This window comes from Achromobacter xylosoxidans, assembly GCF_002192695.1.
In the GTDB taxonomy this organism is placed as follows: Bacteria; Pseudomonadota; Gammaproteobacteria; order Burkholderiales; family Burkholderiaceae_B; genus Achromobacter; species Achromobacter xylosoxidans_C.
In genome coordinates this window covers 76,233-99,304 of record NZ_MTLG01000067.1, presented here as the reverse complement: position 1 = coordinate 99,304, position 23,072 = coordinate 76,233, and the positions used below count along the sequence as shown (strand labels likewise).

20 protein-coding genes are annotated in these 23,072 nt (G+C 67.9%); 7 read left to right on the top strand and 13 right to left on the bottom strand.

Features of this window, described 5'->3' with window-relative positions; genetic code table 11:
- Window positions 1-83: 83 nt before the first annotated feature.
- Together BRO63_RS11970 and BRO63_RS11965 are read left to right on the top strand one after the other, a co-directional pair.
- On the top strand, window positions 84-1,247 hold the full coding sequence (locus tag BRO63_RS11970; protein ID WP_088140008.1) for a CaiB/BaiF CoA transferase family protein: 1,164 nt from the start codon (window positions 84-86) through the stop codon (window positions 1,245-1,247).
- A gap of 297 nt (window positions 1,248-1,544) precedes the next feature.
- Window positions 1,545-3,539 (top strand): PEP/pyruvate-binding domain-containing protein, encoded by a 1,995-nt coding sequence (locus BRO63_RS11965; protein WP_088140007.1) that lies wholly within the window; start codon window positions 1,545-1,547, stop codon window positions 3,537-3,539.
- A 60-nt stretch (window positions 3,540-3,599) separates the two neighbouring features.
- Here the strand turns inward: BRO63_RS11965 and lpdA are convergent, their stop codons facing one another.
- The 4 genes from lpdA to BRO63_RS11945 are packed head-to-tail and all read right to left on the bottom strand — an operon-like array spanning window position 3,600 to window position 8,613.
- On the bottom strand, window positions 3,600-5,003 hold the full coding sequence (gene lpdA / locus BRO63_RS11960) for a dihydrolipoyl dehydrogenase (RefSeq protein ID WP_088140006.1): 1,404 nt from the start codon (window positions 5,001-5,003) through the stop codon (window positions 3,600-3,602).
- Window positions 5,004-5,005: 2 nt separating this feature from the next.
- The gene (locus BRO63_RS11955) at window positions 5,006-6,331 is read right to left on the bottom strand and encodes a dihydrolipoamide acetyltransferase family protein (RefSeq protein ID WP_088140005.1); all 1,326 of its coding nucleotides are present in this window, start codon (window positions 6,329-6,331) and stop codon (window positions 5,006-5,008) included.
- A 3-nt stretch (window positions 6,332-6,334) separates the two neighbouring features.
- On the bottom strand, window positions 6,335-7,378 hold the full coding sequence (locus tag BRO63_RS11950) for an alpha-ketoacid dehydrogenase subunit beta (RefSeq protein ID WP_088140004.1): 1,044 nt from the start codon (window positions 7,376-7,378) through the stop codon (window positions 6,335-6,337).
- 2 nt (window positions 7,379-7,380) lie between these two features.
- Window positions 7,381-8,613, bottom strand: a complete 1,233-nt coding sequence (locus tag BRO63_RS11945) for a 3-methyl-2-oxobutanoate dehydrogenase (2-methylpropanoyl-transferring) subunit alpha (RefSeq protein ID WP_088140003.1) — start codon at window positions 8,611-8,613, stop codon at window positions 7,381-7,383.
- 273 nt (window positions 8,614-8,886) lie between these two features.
- Between BRO63_RS11945 and BRO63_RS11940 the strand changes: the two genes are divergently transcribed.
- Window positions 8,887-9,213: a hypothetical protein gene (locus BRO63_RS11940; RefSeq protein ID WP_088140002.1), complete on the top strand. Its 327-nt coding sequence runs from the start codon at window positions 8,887-8,889 to the stop codon at window positions 9,211-9,213.
- A gap of 60 nt (window positions 9,214-9,273) precedes the next feature.
- Here the strand turns inward: BRO63_RS11940 and BRO63_RS11935 are convergent, their stop codons facing one another.
- The 6 genes from BRO63_RS11935 to cadR form a co-directional block, all read right to left on the bottom strand.
- On the bottom strand, window positions 9,274-9,867 hold the full coding sequence (locus BRO63_RS11935) for a nitroreductase family protein (RefSeq protein ID WP_088140001.1): 594 nt from the start codon (window positions 9,865-9,867) through the stop codon (window positions 9,274-9,276).
- Window positions 9,868-9,953: 86 nt separating this feature from the next.
- Window positions 9,954-10,937, bottom strand: coding sequence for a Bug family tripartite tricarboxylate transporter substrate binding protein (locus BRO63_RS11930; RefSeq protein ID WP_088140000.1), 984 nt, complete (start codon window positions 10,935-10,937; stop codon window positions 9,954-9,956).
- 176 nt (window positions 10,938-11,113) lie between these two features.
- Window positions 11,114-11,929, bottom strand: coding sequence for an enoyl-CoA hydratase (locus BRO63_RS11925; protein WP_088139999.1), 816 nt, complete (start codon window positions 11,927-11,929; stop codon window positions 11,114-11,116).
- Window positions 11,926-12,672, bottom strand: coding sequence for a FadR/GntR family transcriptional regulator (locus BRO63_RS11920; RefSeq protein WP_088139998.1), 747 nt, complete (start codon window positions 12,670-12,672; stop codon window positions 11,926-11,928). The genes BRO63_RS11925 and BRO63_RS11920 overlap by 4 nt, the downstream gene beginning before the upstream one ends.
- An 82-nt stretch (window positions 12,673-12,754) precedes the next feature.
- On the bottom strand, window positions 12,755-13,936 hold the full coding sequence (locus BRO63_RS11915) for a CaiB/BaiF CoA transferase family protein (protein ID WP_088139997.1): 1,182 nt from the start codon (window positions 13,934-13,936) through the stop codon (window positions 12,755-12,757).
- Between the two features lie 188 nt (window positions 13,937-14,124).
- Window positions 14,125-14,559: a Cd(II)/Pb(II)-responsive transcriptional regulator gene (cadR, locus tag BRO63_RS11910; protein WP_054456564.1), complete on the bottom strand. Its 435-nt coding sequence runs from the start codon at window positions 14,557-14,559 to the stop codon at window positions 14,125-14,127.
- 133 nt (window positions 14,560-14,692) lie between these two features.
- On the opposite strand from cadR, the gene BRO63_RS11905 reads away from it, so the two are divergent.
- The gene (locus tag BRO63_RS11905) at window positions 14,693-17,101 is read left to right on the top strand and encodes a heavy metal translocating P-type ATPase (RefSeq protein ID WP_256943289.1); all 2,409 of its coding nucleotides are present in this window, start codon (window positions 14,693-14,695) and stop codon (window positions 17,099-17,101) included.
- 61 nt (window positions 17,102-17,162) lie between these two features.
- Here BRO63_RS11905 and speG read toward each other — a convergent pair whose 3' ends face one another.
- Both speG and BRO63_RS11895 read right to left on the bottom strand, forming a co-directional pair.
- Window positions 17,163-17,747 carry a spermidine N1-acetyltransferase gene (gene speG, locus BRO63_RS11900; protein WP_013393257.1) on the bottom strand — a complete coding sequence of 195 codons (585 nt, stop codon included), beginning with the start codon at window positions 17,745-17,747 and terminating at the stop codon, window positions 17,163-17,165.
- A 57-nt stretch (window positions 17,748-17,804) separates the two neighbouring features.
- Window positions 17,805-18,719, bottom strand: coding sequence for a LysR family transcriptional regulator (locus BRO63_RS11895; RefSeq protein ID WP_088139995.1), 915 nt, complete (start codon window positions 18,717-18,719; stop codon window positions 17,805-17,807).
- A 195-nt stretch (window positions 18,720-18,914) separates the two neighbouring features.
- Here BRO63_RS11895 and BRO63_RS11890 point away from each other — a divergent pair, with 195 nt between their 5' ends.
- From BRO63_RS11890 to BRO63_RS11880, 3 genes are all read left to right on the top strand, one after another.
- Window positions 18,915-20,216: an MFS transporter gene (locus tag BRO63_RS11890; RefSeq protein WP_088139994.1), complete on the top strand. Its 1,302-nt coding sequence runs from the start codon at window positions 18,915-18,917 to the stop codon at window positions 20,214-20,216.
- A 23-nt stretch (window positions 20,217-20,239) separates the two neighbouring features.
- Window positions 20,240-21,733, top strand: a complete 1,494-nt coding sequence (locus tag BRO63_RS11885) for a M81 family metallopeptidase (RefSeq protein WP_088139993.1) — start codon at window positions 20,240-20,242, stop codon at window positions 21,731-21,733.
- 62 nt (window positions 21,734-21,795) lie between these two features.
- Window positions 21,796-22,317 carry a 2'-5' RNA ligase family protein gene (locus tag BRO63_RS11880; RefSeq protein ID WP_088139992.1) on the top strand — a complete coding sequence of 174 codons (522 nt, stop codon included), beginning with the start codon at window positions 21,796-21,798 and terminating at the stop codon, window positions 22,315-22,317.
- An 18-nt stretch (window positions 22,318-22,335) separates the two neighbouring features.
- Here BRO63_RS11880 and BRO63_RS11875 read toward each other — a convergent pair whose 3' ends face one another.
- A complete protein-coding gene (locus BRO63_RS11875; RefSeq protein ID WP_088139991.1) occupies window positions 22,336-23,040 on the bottom strand; it encodes a riboflavin synthase subunit alpha in 705 nt (234 codons plus the stop codon).
- Window positions 23,041-23,072 lie beyond the last annotated feature (32 nt).

Here is a 23,072-nt window from a genome sequence, read left to right as displayed (position 1 = left end):
GCGCGCGGACCCCGCATTCCATAATGCTTCGCCGCCGCCGGGTCCGGCACGCGCCCCGGCCCACCTCCCGCTTCCAGGACGATATGACCGCAGCTACCCGCCCCCTAGACGGCATCACCGTCATCGCGCTCGAACACGCCGTCGCCGCCCCGTTCGCCAGCCGCCAATTGGCGGACCTGGGCGCGCGCGTCATCAAGATCGAACGGCCGGATGCCGGGGACTTCGCGCGGGGCTACGACGACACCGTGCGCGGCCTGTCGTCGTTCTTCGTATGGGCCAACCGGGGCAAGGAAAGCCTGGCGCTGGACACCAAGGCGCCGGGGGCCGCGCAAGTGCTGCGGCAACTGCTGGGCCAGGCCGATGTCTTCATCCAGAATCTGGCCCCCGGCGCCGCGCGCCGCATGGGCCTGGACTACGAGACCCTGCGCGCGGACTTCCCCAACCTGATCGTGTGCGACATTTCCGGCTACGGCGACGACGGCCCCTATCGCGACAAGAAGGCCTACGACCTGCTGATCCAGGCGGCTTCCGGCCTGATCTCCCTGACCGGCACGCCTGAATCCCCCGCGCGCACGGGCATCTCCATCGCCGATATCGCCGCCGGCATGTATGCGTACTCCGGCATCCTGTCGGCGCTCATACAGCGCGGACGTACCGGCGCCGGCTTGCGCGTCGAGGTGACCATGCTGGAGGCGCTGACGGAATGGACCTCTTATGCCTTGAACTTCGCGCATTACGGCGGCACCCCGCCCGCACGCAACGGCGTGGCGCATCCCGCGATCGCGCCCTATGGGCAATACCTCGCGGGCGACGGCAAGCCCGTGATATTCGGCCTGCAGAACGACCGCGAATGGCGCAGCTTCTGCACCCACGTGCTGGAGGACCCGGCGCTGGCCGACGACGAACGCTATGCCACCAACGTCCAGCGCGTGCGGCACCGCGAGGCGCTGGACGAGCGCATCGCGCAGTGTTTCGCTACCCTGTCGCGCGTACAAGTGCTGGCCAGGCTGGATCGGGGCAGTATCGCCAACTCCGCCTTGAACAACATGCACGAGGTCTGGGAGCACCCGCAGTTTGCCGCGCGCGGCCGCTGGCGCGACGTGGCGACGCCAGGCGGTCCCATCCAGGCGTTGCTGCCGCCCGCGACCCTGTCTGACGCAAGCGCGGCCATGGGCGCCGTGCCCGCCTTGGGGCAGCACACCGCCGCCATCCTGGCGGAATTGGGACTGGGCGCCAACATGGCCTGATGGCGCGCGGCGCATGGGCATGCCGAAAAAAAGGAGCAGCGATAGCTGCTCCTTCAAAAGGCCCTACAAAGAAACCGTCTCCATCACCGCGTGCAGAGATGGCCGGTTTCCCGCGGCGCCGGCGGGCGCGATTAAGCCTGGGCGGAATTAGACAACATCCCGGGCCGCAAGCACATCACTGAAATTGGGTATTTTGCGCCGCCATGGCAACTTCAACGCATAGTTGGACGCATCTGGAAACAAAGGCCGGCACGGCTCCGATATCATCGCCACTCCCTGCGCCCCGCCTGCCCGTTCATGAGTCCATTGCCTGTCCCCCGCCGCCCGACCCGCCTGATCGCCCTGGCTGCACTGACCGTGCTGGCCGCCAGCCTCGGCCCGTCCGCCCAGGCCCAGACCGCGCGCAAGCCTTCCCCGTACGAGAACGTCCGCCCGCTGACCCCCGACGAGCGCGCGGCGCAGCAGGCGGCGGACGCCAAAACAGCCGGCCCGGCCTTCCTGGGCCAGATCCGGACCCAGGCCGAATTCCAGCAGCTTGCCCGGGTCTACAACCCCGGCACGCCGCTGGAGATCCCGCACGTGCTGTTCGTGATCGACCGGAAACAGGGCGGCAAGATCTACTACGTCAACACGCCGCGCTACACGCTGCACGAGAACTTCGCGCGCGAGCGGCGCCTCTTGCCCGCCGACGACAAGGCCACGCTGATCGCGCAGTACAAGGACCCGCAGCGGCGCCTGCTGTTCGGCACCCTCAGTTGGCAACGCGGCCTGCCCGGCTACACCTATGAATTCTGGGAAGGCGACCGGATCAACCCCGAATTGTTGAAACTGACCGAGGAGAAACTGCAGGCCAGCTTCCACGAACCGGTGCGCTTCAAGGCCAATTCGACGCTGCATGAACAGGTCGCGCAAAACGCCGGCCTGAACGCCGTGACGCAGGAATCCCTGCTGCGCGAGCAGACCTTCCTGCCGCTGAACACCGGCGTCGCCCAGGGCCGGCTGCGCATCGTGGCCTCGGTGGACGACACGCCGGACCTGTCGCCGACCGATATCGTGGTGCTGGACGAGGTGCCCGTGGCGCTGCCGCCGGTGGCCGGCCTGGTGACGCAGCGGCCCTCCACCCTGCTGTCCCACGTCAATCTGCTGGCCAAGGGCTGGCGCATTCCCAACGCCTACGTGCGCGATGCCGTGGCGGCGCTGCGCGAGCATGACGGCCAGTGGGTCGAACTGACCGTCACCAGCAACGGCTATCAGCTGCAGCGCATCGCCAAGCCTGAAACCACGCCGCCGCCCAAGACCGCCCTGCCCCTGCCCAAGCCCGACCTGACAGTCAAGGCGATCAAGCCGCTCTCCGGCATGGCCACGCGCGACAGCCGCCATTGCGGCGTGAAGGCCGCCAACCTGGGCGCGCTGAAGTCCGCGCTGCCGCCCGCGGCCACCGTGCCGGACGGCTTTTGCATCCCCTTCGCGCAGTACGCCGCCTTCATGGCGCGGCTGGGCGTGCCGCAGCGCATTGCCGCGCTGGAGCAGCGGGCGGACTTCGCCAGCGACGCCAACGTGCGCCGCGCCGAACTGGCCGCGCTGCGCCGGGATATCGTCCAGGCGCAACCGGATGCGGCGCTGGCCGCTGCCTGGCGCGAACGCTGGCAGCAGCAATTGCAGGGCCGCGGCGTATTCGTGCGCAGCTCGTCCAATTCCGAGGACCTGCCGGGATTCAGCGGCGCGGGGCTCTACACCACCGTGCCCAACGTGACGCAGGCCGACGCGCTGGCGCAAGCCGTGCAGACGGTGTGGGCCTCGGTCTACAACTACGAAGCCTACGAAGCCCGGCGCGCGGCCGGCATCGGCCAGGACGGCGTGGTGATGGCGGTGCTGGTGCAACAGGCCGCGGCGTCGGAAAGTTCAGGCGTCATGATCACGCGCGATCCCTTCGACGCCTCGCGCCGCTACGTCACCTACCTCTCGGCCAAGCGCGGTCTGGGCATCAAGGTGGTGGAAGGCCAGCGGCAGGCCGAGCAGCTGATGTACTCCAGCTGGTCCAAGGCGGTGCAGGTGCTGAGCCGTTCCGCCGAGGACACCCAGCTGGTGCCGGATGCGGCGGGCGGCGTGCGCGAAGTGCCGATCGAAGGCGCGCGCCAGGTGTTGAACGATGCGCTGGTGGCGCGCCTGGCTGCCGTCGGCAGCCAGGTCAAGCAGCGCCTGGGCGGCGCGGACCAGGACATCGAATGGGCCGTGCAGGGTGAGAACATCCTGATCCTGCAGGCCAGGCCGTATATCGACGGCAGCCGGTAAAGGCCCGCCGCGGGGCAAAGCGGGCAAGGACGCCGCGCGCGGCGCCTTGCCCACAATCGCCTAGATATGCAGCGCGTGGCCCAGCGCCTTGAGCGCCGCTTCCTGCACGGCTTCGCCCAGGGTCGGATGCGCATGGATGGTGCCCGCCACGTCTTCCAGCGTGGCGCCCATTTCCAGCGACTGGCCGAAGGCCGTCGACAGTTCCGACACGCCCCGCCCCACCGCCTGCCAGCCCACGATCAGGTGGTTGTCGCGGCGCGCGACCACGCGCACGAAGCCGTCGGTGGATTCCAGCGTCATCGAGCGCCCGTTGGCCGCGAACGGGAAGACCGCCGTCAGGCAGTCCAGTCCCGCGCTTTCCGCCTCGGCGGGCGACAGGCCCGCCACCACGACCTCGGGATCGGTGAAGCAGACCGCCGGGATGGAGGCAGGCTGGAAATGGCGGCGCTTGCCCGCCACCAGTTCGGCCACCATCTCGCCCTGCGCCATGGCGCGATGCGCCAGCATGGGTTCGCCGGCGATATCGCCGATGGCCCAGACGTCGCGCATGGAAGTACGGCACTGGTCGTCGATGCGCAGCGCGTTGCCCTTGCGGTCCAGCTGCAGGCTTTCCAGCCCCCAGTCCTGCGTGCGCGGGCGCCGGCCCACCGCGATCAGCACGCGGTCCGCCGGCAGCAGGGTTTCGACGCCCGCCGCGTCCTGCACCCGCACCGCGTTGCCGGCGCCGTTCAGGCCCAGCACCTTGCGGCCCAGGTGCAGGTCCACGCCCATTTTTGCCAAGGCCGCAGCCACCGGCTTGGTGAGTTCGGCGTCGTAGGTCGGCAGGATGCGGTCCTGCGCTTCCACCACCGCCACTTCCGCGCCCAGCTTGCGGTACACGGTGCCGAGCTCCAGGCCGATGTAGCCGCCGCCCACCACCACCAGCTGCTTGGGGATGCTGGAAGGCGACAGCGCCTCGGTGGACGACACCACCATGCCGCCGAACGGCATGGATGCCAGCGGCGTGGGCTCGGAGCCCGCCGCCAGCAGCAGGTGCTCGCACTGGATGCGGATGGCGCCGGACTCGCCGCCGTCCACTTCGACGGTCTTGCCGTCCAGCAGCCGGGCCCAGCCGCGCACCACTTCCACGCCGTTCTTCTTCAGCAGCGCGGCCACGCCGCCAGTCAGCTTGCCGACGATGCCCTCCTTCCAGGCCACGGTCTGGGCCAGGTCGATGGCAGGCGCCGACACGGAAATGCCCAGCGCCGACTTGCCCGCATAGTGGCGCGCCTTGTCGAATTCCTCGGCCGCGTGGATCAGCGCCTTGGACGGGATGCAGCCGATGTTCAGGCAGGTGCCGCCCAGTTGGGCGCCTTCGACCAGGATGGTCGGCACGCCCAGCTGGCCGGCGCGGATGGCGGCGACGTAGCCGCCGGGGCCGCCGCCGATCACCAGCAAAGTCGTAGTCTTAGTGATCTGGCTCATGCTTACTCCACGAAAAGCAGCGCGGGTTGTTCCAGCAGCGCGCGCACCGCCTGGATGAAGCGCGCCGCGTCCATGCCGTCCACCACGCGGTGGTCGAAGGACGAAGACAGGTTCATCAGCTTGCGCGCCACCACGGCGCCATTGCGGATGGCGGGCCGCTCGACGATGCGGTTCACGCCCACGATGCCGACCTCGGGATGATTGATCACCGGCGTGGTGACGATGCCGCCCAAGGGCCCCAGGCTGGTGATGGTGATGGTCGACCCCGACAGTTCGTCGCGGCTGGCGCTGCCCGTGCGCACCGCCTCGGCCAGGCGGACGATCTCGGCCGCCATGGACCAGAGATCGCGCGCCTCGGCGTGGCGCATGACCGGCACCATCAGGCCGCCGTCGCTTTGCGTGGCGATGCCGATGTGGACCGCGCCGTAGCGCGTGACCACGCCGCCCTCGTCGTCGTAGCGCGCGTTGATCTGCGGGAAATCGCGCAGCGCCACCACCATCGCGCGCGCCAGCAGCGGCAGCAGCGTGAGCTTGCCGCGCGTCGCGCCCCACTTCTGGTTGAGGCTGGCGCGCAGCTCTTCCAGTTCGGTCACATCGATTTCCTCGACGTAGCTGAAGTGCGGGATGCGGCGCTTGGACTCGGCCATCTTCTGCGCGATCTTGCGGCGCAGGCCGATGACCGGCACGTTTTCCTCGTCGTTGCGCTCGGCGTAGGCCACGCCGCCGCGGGCCTGGCCTGCCGCGCCCTGCCCTTGCAGGTAGGCGTCCAGGTCCTCATGCAGGATCCGGCCGGCCGGGCCGCTGCCGTGCACGTAGCGCAGTTCGACGCCCAGGTCCCAGGCGCGCTTGCGCACGGCCGGCGAAGCCAGCGGCTTGTCGCTGGGCTGGCGCGCGACGGCGGCGGGCGCCAGGCGCGCGGGCTTGGCTGGCGCGGCAGCCGGCTTGGCGGGCGCGGCGACTTCGGCGGCAGCCTTCGGCGCGGGCGCGGCCTGCGGCGCAGGCGCCGAAGCCGCGGGCTGCGCGGCGGCAGGAGCCGCGGCCGCCTTGGCTGGCGGCGCATCCGCGCCCGGCTTGAGATTGCCCTCGCCTTCGACTTCCAGGCGGATCAGTTCGCCGCCCACGGCCATGACCTGGCCCACGTCCCCGCCCAGCGCGACCACGCGGCCGACCACCGGCGCGGGAATCTCGACCGTGGCCTTGTCCGTCATGACGTCGGCCAGCGGCTGGTCCTCGGCCACCATGTCGCCGATCTTCACGTGCCAGGCGACCAGTTCCACTTCCGCGATGCCTTCGCCGATGTCGGGCATCTTGATGACATGAATACCCATCTCTCAACCCTCCATCGCGCGCTTGAACGCTTCGCCGACCCGGCGCGGGCCGGGGAAGTACGCCCATTCCTGCGCGTGAGGATACGGCGTATCCCAGCCGGTCACGCGCTCCACGGGCGCCTCCAGGTGATGGAAGCAGTGTTCCTGTACCAGCGAAATCAGCTCGGCGCCGAAGCCGCAGGTGCGCGTGGCCTCGTGCACCACCACGCAGCGGCCGGTCTTCTTGACCGAATTGACGATGGCGTCCAGGTCCAGCGGCCACAGGCTGCGCAGGTCGATGACCTCCGCATCGATGCCGGTTTCCTCGGCCGCGGTCAGCGACACGTGCACGGTGGTGCCGTAGGTCAGGACGGTCAGCGCATTGCCCGGCCGCACGATCGCGGCCGTGTCCAGCGGCACGGTGTAGTAGCCGGTGGGCACCACGCTGCCCGGCCGCCCGGTCCAGGGCGTGACGGGCCGGTCGTGGTGGCCGTCGAACGGGCCGTTGTAGAGCCGCTTGGGCTCCAGGAAGATGACCGGGTCGTCGTTCTCGATGGCCGCGATCAGCAGGCCCTTGGCGTCATAGGGATTGGACGGCATCACCGTGCGCAGCCCGCAGACCTGGGTGAACATGGCCTCGGGGCTCTGGCTATGCGTCTGTCCGCCGTAGATGCCGCCGCCGCAAGGCATGCGGATGGTCATGGGCGCGACGAACTCGTTGACCGACCGGTAGCGCAGGCGCGCGGCCTCGGACACGATCTGGTCCGAAGCGGGATAGAAGTAGTCGGCGAACTGGATCTCGCAGACCGGACGCAGGCCGTAGGCGCCCATGCCCACCGCCACGCCGACGATGCCGCCTTCGGAGATGGGCGTGTCGAACACGCGCGAGCTGCCGTACTTGGTCTGCAGGCCTTCGGTGCAGCGGAACACGCCGCCGAAATAGCCGACGTCCTGCCCGAACACCACCACGTTGTTGTCGCGCTCCAGCATCACATCCATGGCCGAGCGCAAAGCCTGGATCATGGTCATCGGCGCGGAGGCCGGACCAGCGTTGTTATCGATAGCCATGATCAGACTCCGAGCTGCTGACGCTGCCGGCGCAGATGCTCCGGCATGTCCTTGTACACGTCTTCAAAGATGCTGGCGGCGCTGGGGACGTGGCCGTCCACCAGGGTGCCGTAGCTTTCCGCTTCCTTTTGCGCCGCCAGGATCTCGGCGTCGAGCTCGGCCTTGACGGCTTCGTGCTCTTCGTCGGACCAGATGCCCAGCAGGATCAGGTGCTTCTTGAAGCGCGCTATCGGGTCGCCCAGCGGGAAATGGCTCCAGTCGTCGCCGGGGCGGTACTTGGAGGGATCGTCGGACGTGGAGTGCGGACCGGCGCGGTAGGTCACCCATTCGATCAGGGTCGGGCCCAGATTGCTGCGGGCGCGTTCGGCGGCCCAGCGCGAGGCGGAATAGACCGCCAGGAAATCGTTGCCGTCCACCCGCAGCGACGCGATGCCGCAACCCACGCCGCGGCCCGCGAAGGTCGCGCCCTCGCCGCCGGCGATGGCCTGGAAGGTGGAGATGGCCCACTGGTTGTTGACCACGTTCAGGATGACCGGCGCACGGTAGACGTGGGCGAAGGTCAGCGCGGTGTGGAAATCGGCCTCGGCCGTGGCGCCGTCGCCGATCCAGCCGGAGGCGATGCGGGTATCCCCCTTGATGGCCGAGGCCATGCCCCAGCCCACCGCCTGGATGAACTGGGTCGCCAGGTTGCCCGAAATGCTGAAGAAGCCCCGTTCGCGGTCGGAATACATGACCGGCAACTGGCGGCCCTTGAGCGGATCGCGTTCGTTGGACATCAGCTGGCACATCATGGTGACCAGCGAGACGTCGCGCGCCAGCAGGATGCTCTGCTGGCGGTAGGTCGGGAAGCACATGTCGCCCTGCTCCAGCGCCATGGCGTGGGCCGTGCCGATGGCCTCTTCGCCCAGGCTCTGCATATAGAACGAGATCTTCTTCTTGCGCTGGGCGGTCAGCATGCGGGCATCGAACAGACGCGTCTTCAGCATGTTGCGCATGCCGGCGCGCAGTTGCTCATGGCTGAGTTCCGGCGCCCAGGGTCCGACGGCGCTGCCGTCGTCGGCGATCACCCGGACCAGGCTGTAGGCCAGTCCACCGGTATCGACCGCGGCAACATCAATGGGGGGCTTGGGCACATCGCCGGGCGGCGACAGGTGCAGGTAGGAAAAATCGGTCTTGCAACCCGGGCGCCCTGTAGGCTCCGGGACGTGCAACTTCAACGGCCCATATTGGCTCATGTATTGTCTCCACGCTTGATCGTGTCATGCGCATTCTTCTTACCAAGACACTGCCCAAGGGGGTGACCTCGGACATTGCCATCGTCGGCCGGTGCAAAGGGATGAACATGCACGGCCGGCAGCCAGAGTAGCACAGGGCGCAGCCCCGAGACAGGGGCCGCGCCAGGCCTCGCTCCCAGCGCCGGTCGCGGGTCGCGCGACGCTTGCGCGGATCGCGGCGGCGGCAGCCGGCGGCGTCATATACTGCCTGTCCCTGATACGCTGGAAGCCGATGTGCCTAGATTGACCGCCTCGAAATGGTTCAGCTGGACCGGCATCGTGTTCGCCGCGCTGTACCTCTCCATCGTCATCCTCTGCATTGCCGGCGCGCTCTCGGCCGACGGCGACGACAAGGGGCGCTTCGTGCTGCTGCAGTTGCCGCTGGCGCTGCAACTGGCGCTGCTGCATGAATTGAACGTGGACCGCCTGCTGGGAAACCTGTCCTGGATCGGCGGCTATCTGCTGATCGGGTTGCCCACGCTGGCCCTCTTCTACTTCGCGGGCTGGGGCCTGGAGAAGCTCGTGCGCGGCGCTTTCCGGCCGATCGCGGGCCGGCGCTAAGCCGGAGACTCCATAAAAAAACCGGCCATGGGCCGGTTTACTTCATCCTGGACGGCGGTCTCAGACGGGACCGGTCCACTCCGTGACGAATTCGCGGTAGTCCGGACGGTTGGCCGGCGGCACGGCGCAAGCCGGCGTGCCGATGGCCAGAAAGCCCAGGAAGCGGTAGTCCAGCGCGTCCAGGCCCAGCGCGTTCTGCACGTCTTCGACGTAGGTGCCGATGCCGGTGCTCCAGAACGCGCCATAGCCCAGCATGTGCACGGCGTTCAGCAGGTTCATGGTGGCGGCGCCGGTGGCCAGCAGCTGTTCCTGTTCCGGGATCTTGGTATTGTCGTGCGCGATCTTCTGCGCCACCGCGATGAAAAGCGGCACGCCGGCCATCCACTCGCGCACGGACTTTTCCTTTTCCGGCGTCATGCGCGGATCGCCGCTGCGCTTGACCGCGTCCAGCGCCAGATCGGCCAGCTTGCCGATGGCCTCGCCCTGGATCACCACGTAGCGCCACGGGCGCAAGGCGCCATGGTCGGGCGCCGACATCGCCGCCTGCAGGATCTGTTCGAGTTCGGCCGGCTTGGGCGCCGGGGCGCGGAGGAACTTGAAGGAACGGCGGGTATTCAGGGCGTGCAGCGGGGTGGCGGTCGGGGTCGTGGTCATCGGATCTGGCGTCAATGAGAAAGAAACACAATTCATATTACGCCACTCCGCCGCTGCGGGCCGTCATCCCCCCGGACCGCCAGAGGTCATTCGATCTGGATGCCGACCTCTTTGATGACGCCCGCCCAGCGCGCCAGCTCCGCGTTGACGAACTGGCCCAGCTCGGCCGGGCTGCTGGCGCCGGGCGTGGCGCCCTCGCCCTTGAAGCGGGTCTGCAGGGCCGGCACGGCCAGCGAGCGCGCCACCGCCTGGTTCAGCACCGCCACCACCGCGTCGGACGTGCCCTTGGGCGCCATCAGCGCATTCCAGGTGTTGATCTCGTAGCCCTTGAACATCGGGTCCTCGGCCACCGTGGGCACGTCGGGCAGTTCCGCCGACCGGTCGCGGGTGGTCACGGCCAGGGCGCGCAAGGCGCCCGCGCGAACCTGCGGCAAGGCCGCCGGCAAGGTGGCGAAGCTGAACTGGGTTTCGCCGCTCATGACCGAGGAATTGGCCAGCGACCCGCCGCGGTACGGCACGTGCTGGATCTGCACCTTGGCCTCCGAGGCGAACATGGCGCCGGCCACGTGCACCGGCGAGCCATTGCCGCTGGAGGAATAGTTCAGGTCGCCCGGCTTCTCACGCGCCAGCTTGACCAGGTCGGCCACCGACGCCACCGGCAGCTTGGGATTGGCCACCAGCACCAGCGGGATGGACGCGATCATGCTGACCGGCGTGAAGCCGCCCACCGGGTCGTAGCCCAGCGACTTCTTGTACACGACGGGATTGATGCCGTGGCTGGACACGGTGGCCATGAACAGCGTGTAGCCGTCGGGCGCGGCCTGCTGCACGGAGGCCGCGGCGATGTTGCCGGCGGCGCCGGCCTTGTTCTCGATGATGACGGGCTGCTTGAGCTCCTTGCTCAACTGCTCGCCCAACGCCCGCGCCAGGATGTCCGTGGTGCCGCCGGCGGCGTAGCCCACCACGATGCGCACCGGCTGGCTGGGATAGGCCCCCTGCGCGTGCAGCGGCGCCGCGCACAGCCATACCGCCAAGCCCGCCAGGCCTGCCCTCAGATGAACCGCTTTCATGTCTGTCTCCTCGTCGCCGCGCTTGTTGCACGGTCTGTGGCCTGGCCGTCCCCGGTGGGATCGGTGGCCGGGTTGATCCGTTCCGCGCGCGGATTCAGGACGCAAGCCTCCCCCGGCCGCGCCGGCGACGGCGCGGACCTGCAAGCCGCGTAGGGAATCCGGCCCGCGGCCGGAAATCAGGTGCCGGTGAACACCGGCGCTCTCTTTTCCGCGAACTCCTTGCGGCCCTCGCGGTAGTCATTGCTTTCGAAACACTCCAGCACCAGGCGGCGCATGCCTTCCACATCGACCTCCGGTCCCAGCTGCTGCAGTTGGCGGATCATCTTCTTGCCCGCGCGCAGCGTGAGCGGCGCGTTGGCCTGGATCTGCGCCAGCATGGCGTCCAGCACCTGCGGCAGTTCTTCCACCGGCGCCACCCTGCGGATCAGGCCCAGCTCCTTGGCCTGATGGGCGTCGTAACGCGCCGCCGTCAGGAAGATTTCCAGCGCGTTGGCCGAACCGACCGCGGTCACCAGGTTGCGGATCGCGGTCAGGCGGTAGCCCAGGCCCAGCTTGCCGGCGGGAATCGCGAAACTGCTGTTGTCCGAGGCGATGCGGATGTCGCAGCACAGGGCGATGTTCAAGCCTCCGCCGATGCAATAGCCCTGGATGTACGCGATCGTGGGCTTGTCGTAGTCATACAGCGCCAGCTGCGCGGTTTCGGCGACGCGCTCGTATTCGACCACCGCGTCTTCGCCGCTGCGCAGCGTGTCGAACTGCGAGATGTTCGCGCCGCTGACGAAGGCCTTGCCGCCCGCGCCCTGCAGCACCACCGCCCGGATCTCCGGATCCTGGCGGAAGGCTTCCAGCACCACCGGCACCGCCTCCCACATGGCGAACGACACGGCGTTGTGCCGCTGCGGATCGTTGAACGTCAGCCAGCCTATCGCGCCGCGCTTCTCGGCCACGATGTTGTCGGTGATGTCGCCCTGCAGGATGCGGTGGATGGTCACGGTTGCTTTCCTTGTATGACTGTCTGGTGGCGTTGGATGCCATTGGTCAGGTGGGCGCGCATGGCAAGGCGCGCGGCCTCGCTGTCGCCGGCCACGATGGCATCGAAGATGCGGTGGTGTTCACGCTCGATTTCCGGCACGCGCTCGGTGCCGGCGCTGGTGTAGCGCAGCGTGCGCACAGCGCCGCGGAACACGTGGCGCAGGTGCGCCAACAGGCGCACGAAATAAGGGTTGTTGGTGGCCTCGCCCACGGCCATGTGGAAGTCCAGCGCGTGGTCGGCGCCGGCCTGCCAGTCATTGCCCGCGGCGTCGACCCGTTGCAAGGCCTGGCGCAGGGTTTCGATCTGTTCGGGGGTGCGATGCAAGGCCGCCTGCGCCGCCGCGCCGGATTCCAGTTCGACGCGCAGCTGGAAGATGTGCGCCAGCGGTTCGGGCTGCAGCAGGTCTTCGGGCGCGATCTCGAAATTGCGCGTGCCCACGTCCAGCGCCACGAAGGAACCCACGCCGCGCCGCGTATCCACATATCCCGACAGCTTCAGCCGCGCGATCGCCTCGCGCACCACGTTGCGGCTGACGGCGAACATCTGCGCCAGCTCGAATTCCGTGGGCAGGCGCTGGCCCGGCTCGAATTCGCGCGCCACGATCTTCTGGCGGATCTGCGAGGCGATCTCGTCCGGCAGGTTGTCGGGGCGTCCCAGGCTGGAAAAGACCTGGTCGGCGGCGGCGGTGGATGGTGCGTTCATGTCTGGGCTGTCTCCGTCTGGACCGCCGGATACGCGGGCGGCCTTAGTCGGCGATTTTATGCGCGGTGCCTGGACGGAGCCCTTAAATGACGCCTTCGCGGGCCAGTTGCTGCAGGTCGGCGGGCGCCAAGCCCAGCATGCCTCCGTAGACGTCGCCGTTGTGCTGGCCGCGTTCGGGCGCGGGCGCCATTTCCCCGGCAGTAGAACGGCTCAGGATCATGGGCTGCCCCACCACCGAGATCGGCCCCAACGAGGGATGGCGGATTTCGCGGCTGAGTCCCAGGTGGCGCACCTGCGGATCCTCGAAAGTCTGGTCCATGCCCAGGATCGGGCCGCAGGGCACGCCTTCCTTGTTCATCAGCGCGATCCATTCGGCGGTGGTCCGGGTGGCGGTGCGCGCGCCGATCGCCGCGTTCAGCGCGGGACGGTTGCGCGCCCGCAGCGGCACGGTCAGGAAGCGCTCGTCTTCGATCAGTTGCGGCAGTTCCAGCACGCGGCACAGGCGCGCATAGATGTCGTTGCCCATGGCCGCGATGTTCATATAGCCGTCGCGGGTGGGGAACACGCCGGTCGGGCTGCTGGTGGGATGGTCGTTGCCGCTCTGGCCGGGCACCTCGCCGTTCATCAGCCAGCGCATCGCCTGGAAATCCATCATCCAGACCTGCGATTGCAGCAGCGAGGTCTGCACCCACTGCCCCTGCCCCGACACCTCGCGCTCCAGCAGCGCGATGAAGATGCCGATGGCGCAGAACAGGCCGGAGGTCAGGTCCGCCACCGGAATCCCCGCCCGCATGGGGCCGCGGCCGGGCTCGCCCGTCACCGACATCAATCCGCCTATGCCCTGGGCGATCTGGTCCAGCCCCGGACGTCCGGCGTAGGGGCCGTCCTGCCCGAAGCCGGACACGCTGGCGTAGACGATGCGCGGGTTCACCTGGCGCAGCGTCTCGTAGTCGATGCCCAGCTTGAACTTGACGTTGGGCCGGTAGTTTTCCACCACCACGTCGGCCTGGCGCACCAGGTCCAGGAACAGCGCCCGGCCCTGCGGATGCTTCAGGTTCAGCGTGACGCTGCGCTTGTTGCGGTGGGTATTCTGGTAGTCCGCGAACTGGGCGGAACCGCCCGGCTTGTCGTCCTGCTCGTCGCCCGGCTCTTCGATCTTGATGACGGTGGCGCCCCAGTCCGCGAACTGGCGCACGGCGGCGGGACCCGAGCGCACCCGCGTCAGGTCCAGGACGGTGAATCGGCCCAAGGGCTTGGAATCCATGCTTGTCTGCCTCTCTGTACGGCGCCGCTGGTCGTCGACCGTGGCTGCCTTGTCATTATTTGTTGGATGTTGGACATCTTACATGTTGATTTTGGACGCAACAAGACGCCGCCACGCTTTTTGCGCAGCGGGTTTTCCCTAGGCCATCAGGCCTGTACTCCGTGATGCCGCCCTTGCCAGAGCCGTAGTCAGCCCAGGTGCGTGTGGCGTTCCTGGCGCTCTTCGACCTGCATTTCGCTCAGGCCATGCAGGATGCCGCAGTCTTCCGTGTCGGGCCGGGCCGACAGGCAGCGCTGGCGCAGTTCGGTCAGCTGGGTCTTGAGCTGGGTCAGTTCGGCGATGCGCTCGTCCACATGGGAGATGTGCTCGTCGAACAGCTCGTTGATGGGGCCGCAACCGCTCTGATGGTTGTCCGCCAGCGACAGGATGGCGCGGATCTCGTCCTGCGTCATGTCCAGCGCCCGGCAATTGCGGATCAGGCGCAGCCGCTCCAGATGGGGCTGGCCGTAGCTGCGGTAATTGTTCAGTCCCCGCTCCGGGGCCGGCAACAGCCCTTCTTTCTCGTAATACCTGACGGTCTCGACCGTGGTTCCGGCCGCCGTGGCCAATTCGCCGATACGCATCGCTGCCTCCCGGATCGCATCCGATTGATATAGGGGGTTGACCCTATAGTAACTCCAAGGTGTGGAATAGCGTCACCAGCTTATTTCAAGGCAGAGGACGATGTCTTTACCTCCGGTCAAAAAACACGAACATATGCCCGCCGGGCAAGGCGGCGCCTGCTGCGCGCACGATGAGAGCGATGCCCCCGCCAACAACCGCCAGGCCCATGCCGGACACGGTCATGCAGCCCATGATCACGCGGGTCACAGCCACGCGGGCCACGATCACGGCCACGACCACGCCGGCCATGATCACGCCCACGATCACAAGCACGACCACAGCCACAAGCACGACCACGGCGGCGACGCCTGCTGCGGCCGCGGCGACGGCCAGCCCTTCAGCGTCTCGGGCGCCGGCGCGGCCGCGCTTACCGCCGGGCCGGGACAGTCGCTGGCGCGCCTGCGCATCGGCCAGATGGACTGCCCCACCGAGGAAACGCTGATCCGCAAGAAGCTCGACAACATGGCCGACGTGCATGCGCTGGACTTCAACCTGATGCAGCGCGTCCTGACGGTAGTGCACGCCGAAGGCGCGCTGGACCGCGTCATGGCCGCCATCAAATCGCTGGACATGACGCCCGAGCCCCTGGCCGACAACGCCCCCGGCACGCCCGCCCCCGCGGCCAAGCCGGTGAACTGGTGGCTGATCGGCGGCTCCGGCGTCCTGGCGGCGCTGTCGGAACTGTCGCATTTCGCCGGCTGGCCGCTGGGCGTCACCGCGGCCCTGGCCGTGGCCGCCATCCTGGCCTGCGGCGTCAGCACCTACCGCAAGGGCTGGATCGCCGTGCGCAACGGCAACCTCAACATCAACGCCCTGATGAGCATCGCCGTCACCGGCGCCGTGCTGATCGGCCAATGGCCCGAAGCGGCCATGGTGATGTTCCTGTTCAACGTGGCCGAACTGATCGAAGCCCGCTCACTGGACCGGGCGCGCAACGCCATCCGCGGCCTGCTCGACCTGGCGCCGGAAACCGCCACCGTGCGCCAGGCCAATGGCGACTGGCTGGAAGTGCCTGCCGCCCGACTGCAGGTGGGCGACATCGTGCGCGTGCGTCCGGGCGAACGCATCGCGGCCGACGGCATCATCGTCAGCGGCAACTCGGCCGTGGACCAGTCCCCCATCACCGGCGAAAGCCTGCCCGTGGAAAAGACGCAGGACGATCCGGTCTACGCCGCCACCGTCAACGCCGCCGGCTCCTTCGAATACCGCGTCACCGCGGCGGCCGGCAACACCACGCTGGCGCGCATCATCCACGCCGTCGAACAGGCGCAAGGCGCGCGCGCGCCGACCCAGCGCTTCATCGACCGCTTCTCGCGCATCTATACGCCGACGGTGGTAGGCATCGCGGTGCTGGTGGCGGTGCTGCCGCCGCTGTTTTGGAGCCAGCCCTGGTTCGACGCGATCTACCGCGCCCTGGCGCTGCTGATCATCGCCTGCCCCTGCGCGCTGGTCATCTCGACGCCTGTCAGCATCGTCAGCGGCCTGACCGCAGCCTCGCGCCGCGGCATCCTGGTCAAGGGCGGCGTGTACCTCGAAGAAGGCCGCAACCTGAAATGGCTGGCGCTGGACAAGACCGGCACGCTGACCCACGGCAAGCCGGTACAGACCGACATCCAGGATTGGGACGTGTCCGACCAGAGCCGCCAGCCGGCCACGCTGGTCGCCGCCAGCCTGGCTGCCCGCTCCGACCACCCGGTGTCGCTGGCCGTGGCCAATGCCGCGCGCGAAGCCGGCACGGCCTTGCTGGATGTGCAGGACTTCACCGCCCTGCCCGGCCGCGGTGTCAGCGCCACGCTGGACGGCGTGACCTTCCAGCTGGGCAACCGCCGCCTGATGCGCGAACTGGGCGTCTCCAGCCCCAAGCTGGAAGCGCGCCTGGATGAACTGGAACGCCAGGGCAAGAGCGCCATCGCGCTGACCGACGGCAGCCGCGTGCTGGCCGTGGCCGCCGTGGCCGACACGGTCAAGCCGACCAGCGCCGCCGCCATCGCGGACCTGCATGCCCTGGGCGTGCGCACCCTGATGCTGACAGGCGACAACACGCCCACGGCGCAAGCCATCGCGCAACAGGTCGGCATCGACGAAGCCCGCGGCGACCAATTGCCCGAAGACAAGCTGGGCGCCATCGAAAGCAAGCTGGCGTCGGGCGGCCGCGTGGGCATGGTGGGCGACGGCATCAACGACGCCCCCGCCCTGGCCCGCGCCGACATCGGCTTCGCCATGGGCGCGGCCGGCACCGGCACCGCCATCGAAACGGCCGACGTGGCCCTGATGGACGACGACCTGCGCAAGATCGGCACCTTCCTGCGCCTGTCGCACGCCACGCATCGCGTGCTGGTGCAGAACATTGCGCTGGCGCTGGGCATCAAGGCCGTGTTCCTGGCCCTGGCCATGACCGGCAACGCCACGCTGTGGATGGCGGTGTTCGCCGACGTGGGCGCCAGCCTGCTGGTGGTGGCCAATGGCCTGCGGCTGTTGCGGGCGGCGCCCGCCGCCCACTGACGCAGGGCAATCCAAGTCACCGGCGGCGCATGCAATGCATGGCCGCCGGTAAAAGCGGTTTTCAGCCCGCCTGCTCTTCCTGCGGCCAGTCGCGCAGCACCGGCGCATCCGGCGCCCCAGGCCCCACATCGCGCAGATGGTCGTGCTGCAGCAGCGCCATGCGGTAGGCGTCGCGGTAGCCGCCGTTGGAAAAGAACTCTTCCTTTAGCAGCCCTTCGATCTGGAAGCCGCAGCGCTCGTAGATGTGCACGGCCGCGGTGTTGTCCTTGTCCACCACCAGATAGACCTTGTGCAGGTTCAGCACGCGGAAGGCGTAGCCCACCGCGATGCGCGTCGCCGCCTTGGCGTAGCCCCGGCCCTGATAGCTGGGCGCGATGATGATCTGGAATTCGGCGCGGCGATGGATGTAGTCGATTTCCACCAGCTCGACCAGGCCGGCGGGCTGCCCGGTGTCGTGCTCGATGATGAAGCGCCGCTCGTTCTGGTCGTGCAAGTGGCGGTCATACAGGGCGACCAGTTCGTCGTAGGCCTCGTAGGGCTCTTCGAACCAATAACGCATGATGACGTCGTTATTGTTGATCTTGTGCACGAAGTGCAGGTCGCCACGCTCCAGGGGGCGTATTTTGATATCGGTTGTGACCGACATGGTGATACCTCCGAAAGTGCGCCCATTGTAAGCGGACGCAGCCCGACGCGCTGGCGCTCAACTGCCCGCGAACGCCGGCAGGCGTTGTTCTATGCGGCGCATGACCTCGTTGGCGGCGGACGACAGCGGCCGCCCCAGGCGCAGCAGCGCCTGGCATTCGGGCGCGCTCAGGATAGGATGGGCGATGGGTATCGCGACCAGTTCGCCGCTGGCCAGTTCATGGTGCACGCCCAGGTTGGGCATCAAGGTCACGCCCGCCCCCGTCATGGCGTACTGCTTCAGTACGCGCAGCGAATTGGTGGTGAGGCTGGGCGTCAGGTGGATGCGCTCGGTGAATTCCAGCAGGTCCACCGCCTGGCGCAGCCCGTAGGGCGCGGACATCAGCGCAAAGGGATACGGCAGGATGTCGGCGATGGTCAACGGTCCGCGCCTTGCGGCCAGCGCGTGGCCGCGGCCCGCCAGCAGGCAGACCGGATGCTTGCGGCTGGCGCGGCAGCGCAGCCGCGGATCCACGGGCGGGTTGTAGGCCAGCCCGATGTGGGCGGCATCGGAGGCCACGGCCTCGACCACTTCATTCACGGACCCCACGTTGACGCTGATGTTGATCTGCGGATACTCGATGCAGAACGGCCCGACCACATGCTCCATCAGTCCGTCGATGAAGCCTTCGCTGATCATCAGCTGCACGTTGCCGCGCTGCATGCCGCGCAATTCCTGCAGGCGCGCGTTCAGGTGTTCCTGCTGGGCGCGGCAGCCACGGTGGTACTCCAACAGCATGTCGGCGGCCTCGGTGGGCGTCAGCCCGCGCGAACGCCGCTCGAACAGCTGCACGCCCAGCTCCTTTTCCAGCAGCTGGATCTGGCGGCTGATGACGGAGGCCGCCGTATCCAGCTTGTCGGCCGCGCCTCGTATCGAGCCGCAGGCCATGACCTCGTTGAAGTACTTCAGGCGGACCTGGCTGATTTCCTGCATATCCCGCGTTCCTGGGGCGCCAGGCGGCGCCGGTTGAGGGTGATTCAAGTGTTGCCTACAGGGCAACGATAATTTATCACTCCGGTCATTGTTCGGAACACCGCAGTCTTCCAATAATGGCGGCCCCGGAAGCCACAGGGTTTCCGGCGCAACCCCAGCCACCGCGGGCGCCAGACCCGCGCGAGGAGACATGCAATGCCAAATCCGACCACGCCGGGCGCGGACCCGCGCCTGGCCCCGCTATACCGCAAGATCACGTGGCGCCTGCTGCCCTTCTTGCTGCTCTGTTACGTCTTTGCCTACCTGGACCGCATCAACATCGGCTTCGCCAAGCTGCAGATGCAGCAGGACATCGGCATCTCCGACGCCGTCTACGGCCTGGGCGCCGGCATCTTCTTTCTGGGCTATGTCATCTTCGAAGTGCCCAGCAATCTGCTGCTGACCCGTATCGGCGCGCGCCGCACGATCAGCCGCATCATGGTGCTGTGGGGCCTGACCTCGGCTTCGATGCTGTTCGTGCAGGGCGAATGGAGCTTCTACGTCCTGCGGTTCATGCTGGGCGTGTTCGAAGCCGGCTTCGCGCCCGGCATGATCTTCTACCTGACCTACTGGTACTCGCAGTCGCGCATGGCCGGCGTCATGGCGGTGGTGATGCTGGCCGGCCCCATCGGCGGCATCGTCGGCGGTCCGGTATCCGCCTGGATCATGACCGCGTTCTCGGGCGCGCACGGCCTGGACGGCTGGCAATGGATGTTCCTGCTGGAAGGCCTGCCCTGCGTGCTGCTGGGCGTGATCGCCTACCGCTACCTGGACGACAAGCCCGCCGAGGCCAAGTGGCTCAGCGCCGAGGAAAAAGCGCTGCTGGCCGCCGACCTGGAGACCCGCGGCGCGCAGCAGAAGCACGCCTTCAGGCAGGTGCTGCGCGACCCCGCCATCTACCGCATGGCGTTGACGTACTTCTGCCTGATCTGCGGCATCTATGCCGTCAGCTTCTGGCTGCCCACGCTGCTCAAGCTGGCCGGCGTGCAGGACACCATGGAAATCGGCCTGTATTCCGCCGTCCCGTACATCGCGGCGGCCGCCTTCATGCTGTGGTTCGCGCGCAGTTCGGACCGCATGCAGGAACGGCGCTGGCACACTCTGATTCCCGCGCTGCTGGCCGGCGTGTCGCTGTGCATCGCCACCGCCGCGCCGACGCAATTCGCGCTCTCCCTGAGCGCCATCACCCTGGCCACGGGCTTCATGTGGGCCTCCTACACGGTATTCTGGGCGATTCCGTCGCAGTACCTCAAAGGAGAGGCAGCGGCCGGCGGCATCGCCCTCATCAACAGCATCGGCCTGCTCGGCGGATTCCTCAGCCCGTCCATCATCGGCTGGTCCAAGGAAGCCACCGGCACGCTGGCTGGCGGACTGTACGTGATCTCCGCCTTGCTGGTGGCAGGTGCCCTGCTGCTGCTGGTGAACCGTCCGCCCCGCCCCGCGCCCGCCCGCGCCTGAAGTCCCACCCACAGGAAACGATCATGCATATTCTGGTTGCTGGCTTCCAGCACGAAACCAACACCTTCGCGCCGTCGCTCGCCGCCTACGACAACTTCGTGCGCGGCGAAGGATTCCCGGCCATGGTGCGCGGCAAGGACATGCTGGCGCTGCGCGAGGTCAACATCCCCGCCGGCGGCTTCATCAACGCGGCGCTGGCCCAGGGCCACACCGTCGAAACCGTGATCTGGGCGGGCGCCAGCCCCTCGGCCCACGTGACCCGCGACGCCTACGAACGGATCGCCGGCGAAATCCTGGACGCGGCCCGCAACGGCGGCTACGACGCCATCTACCTCGACCTGCACGGCGCCATGGTCGCCGAGCACCTGGACGACGGCGAAGGCGAACTGCTGGCGCGCATGCGCCAGATCGTCGGCCCCGGCGTGCCGGTGATCGCCAGCCTGGACCTGCATGCCAACGTCACCGCGCAGATGCTGCAGGAAGCCGACGGCCTGGCCGCGTTCCGCACCTACCCGCACGTGGACATGGCCGACACCGGCGAACACGCGGCGCGCCTGCTGCAAGCCCGCCTCGCGGCCGGCGACAACTGGAGCCGCAGCCAGCGCCGCCTGCCCTTCCTGATTCCGATCAATGGCATGTGCACCATGCTGCAGCCGTCCAAGGGCGTGTACGAACTGCTGGAAAGCCTGGAGCAGACTCCGGGCGTGGCCTCCATCTCGTTCGCGCCCGGCTTTCCGGCGGCGGACTTCCCCGAGTGCGGCCCGGTGGTCTGGGCCTACGGCACCGACGCGGCGGCAGTCGAACGCGTGACCGAAACCCTGTACCAGCGCGTGCTGGAACTGGAGCCGCAATGGTCGCCCGACTTCCTCGAACCGTCCGAGGCCGTGCGCCGCGCGCAGGCGCTGGCCGCGGGCGCGTCGCGCCCGGTGGTCATCGCCGACACGCAGGACAATCCGGGCGCGGGCGGCGACGCCAACACCACCGGCATGCTGCGCGCGCTGGTGCAGGCCGACGCCCAGAACGCCGCGCTGGGGCTGTTCTACGACCCCGAGGCGGTACGCCAGGCCACGGCGGCCGGCGTCGGCGGCAAGGTCCGGCTGAGTCTGGGCGGCCAATCCGGCGTGGCCGGCGATTCGGCCTTCGAAGGCGAATTCGTGGTCGAAACCCTGTCGCCCGGCAAGCTGCGCTTTGACGGGCCGATGATGAACGGCATGGACGTGGACCTGGAAGCCGTGGCCGGCCTGCGCATCGGCGGCGTGCGGGTGGTGGTCAGCGCCACCAAGACGCAGATGCTGGACCGCAACCTGTTCCGCGTCGGCGGCGTGCAGCCCGAGGAAATGGCGATACTGGTGGTGAAGAGTTCCGTGCATTTCCGCGCGGACTTCCAGCCCATCGCCCACGAAGTGCTGGTGGCCAAGGCGCCCGGCCCGATGCAGGCCGACCCGGCCGACCTGCCCTGGACCCGGCTGCAACCCGGCATCCGCGTGCGCCCGCAAGGCAAGGCGTTCTCTTACTGAGCGCCACCCCGCCGCGCGCCGGCGGGGTTTGCTTTCGCGCATGGCAGTGGCAGACTGGCGGCATGAAGAAACTCCACACGCTCGCTTACCCGCGCCTCGATGCGCAGGACGCCGGGTTCATCGACGAGTTCCGGCGCCAGCATGACGGCCAGCATCCGTTGGTGCAGGCGCACTTCACCATGGCATTCGGTTGCGCGGGCATCGACGAACAGGCCTACCAGCTGCACCTCGAAGCAGTCGCCCGCCAGCACGGCCCGATAGACTTCGTCTGCCGCTACGCCATGCTGGGGGCCGACCCCGCGCACGCTTATGCGTACCTGGTTCCCGATGAAGGCCACAGCCAGCTGTCGCACCTGCATGACGCCCTGTACCGCCAGGTACTGGCGCCGACCTTGCGCCTGGACATTCCTTATGTGCCGCACATCACCATGGGGTCGTCCACCAACCGCGCGCTGATGAAATCGCTATGCGATGAACTCAACCGCAACGGACTCGAAATCCGCGGCACGGTCGACAGGTTGACGATGGCCGTCCTGGAAAATGGCGCGCTGACGGACCTGACTTCCGCGCGGCTTTCCGGCTAAGGGGCCGGACGCCGCCCGCTACTTCAGCTTGCCCTGCGGACTGACGAAGTCCTCCAGCGTCAGGCCCTTTTCCTTCAGGATGGCTTCCAGCAGCGGCTGCAGCCTGCCCAGGCTTTCCTGCACGGTTTCGCGCACCGTATCGACCACCACCTGGGTGCTGCGTTCGATTTCGATATTGACGAAATCGCCCACCTGCTTATCCTCGAACACCGTCATGCGGCGGGTTTCCGGAATCAGCCAGACCTCGAACCAGCCCTCGGCGCGATTGACTTCCGATACGGTCAGGCTGGCGCCGTTGATGGCGATATAGCCCTTGGCGAAGACGTACTTGCGGAAGGCCTCGGGGATGCTGAAGCGCATCAGGCGGTTGGTGTCGGACGACTTCACCATCACCACTTCAGAGGTGAAATCCACGTGTCCGGACAAGGGATGGCCGCCGATCTCGGCGCCATCCTTGGCGGCCCGCTCGACGTTGGCGCGGCCGCCTTCCTGGTAGCTGCCCAGGGTGGTGATGGCCAGGCTTTGCAGCATGACGTCGAAGGTTGCCTGGTTCTCGGACAGGATTTCCGTGACGGTCAGGCAGACGCCATCGGTGGACACGCTGGCGCCGATGGCCAGGTCCACGCAAAAACCAGGGGGGAAATCCAGCGTGAAAGTGCGCAGGCCTTCGCGATCCGCGATCTTGGCGATCTTCGCGGTGCCTTGAACAATACCGGTGAACATACGGATCCTGAATGCGGGGCGGCGCCCCTGAA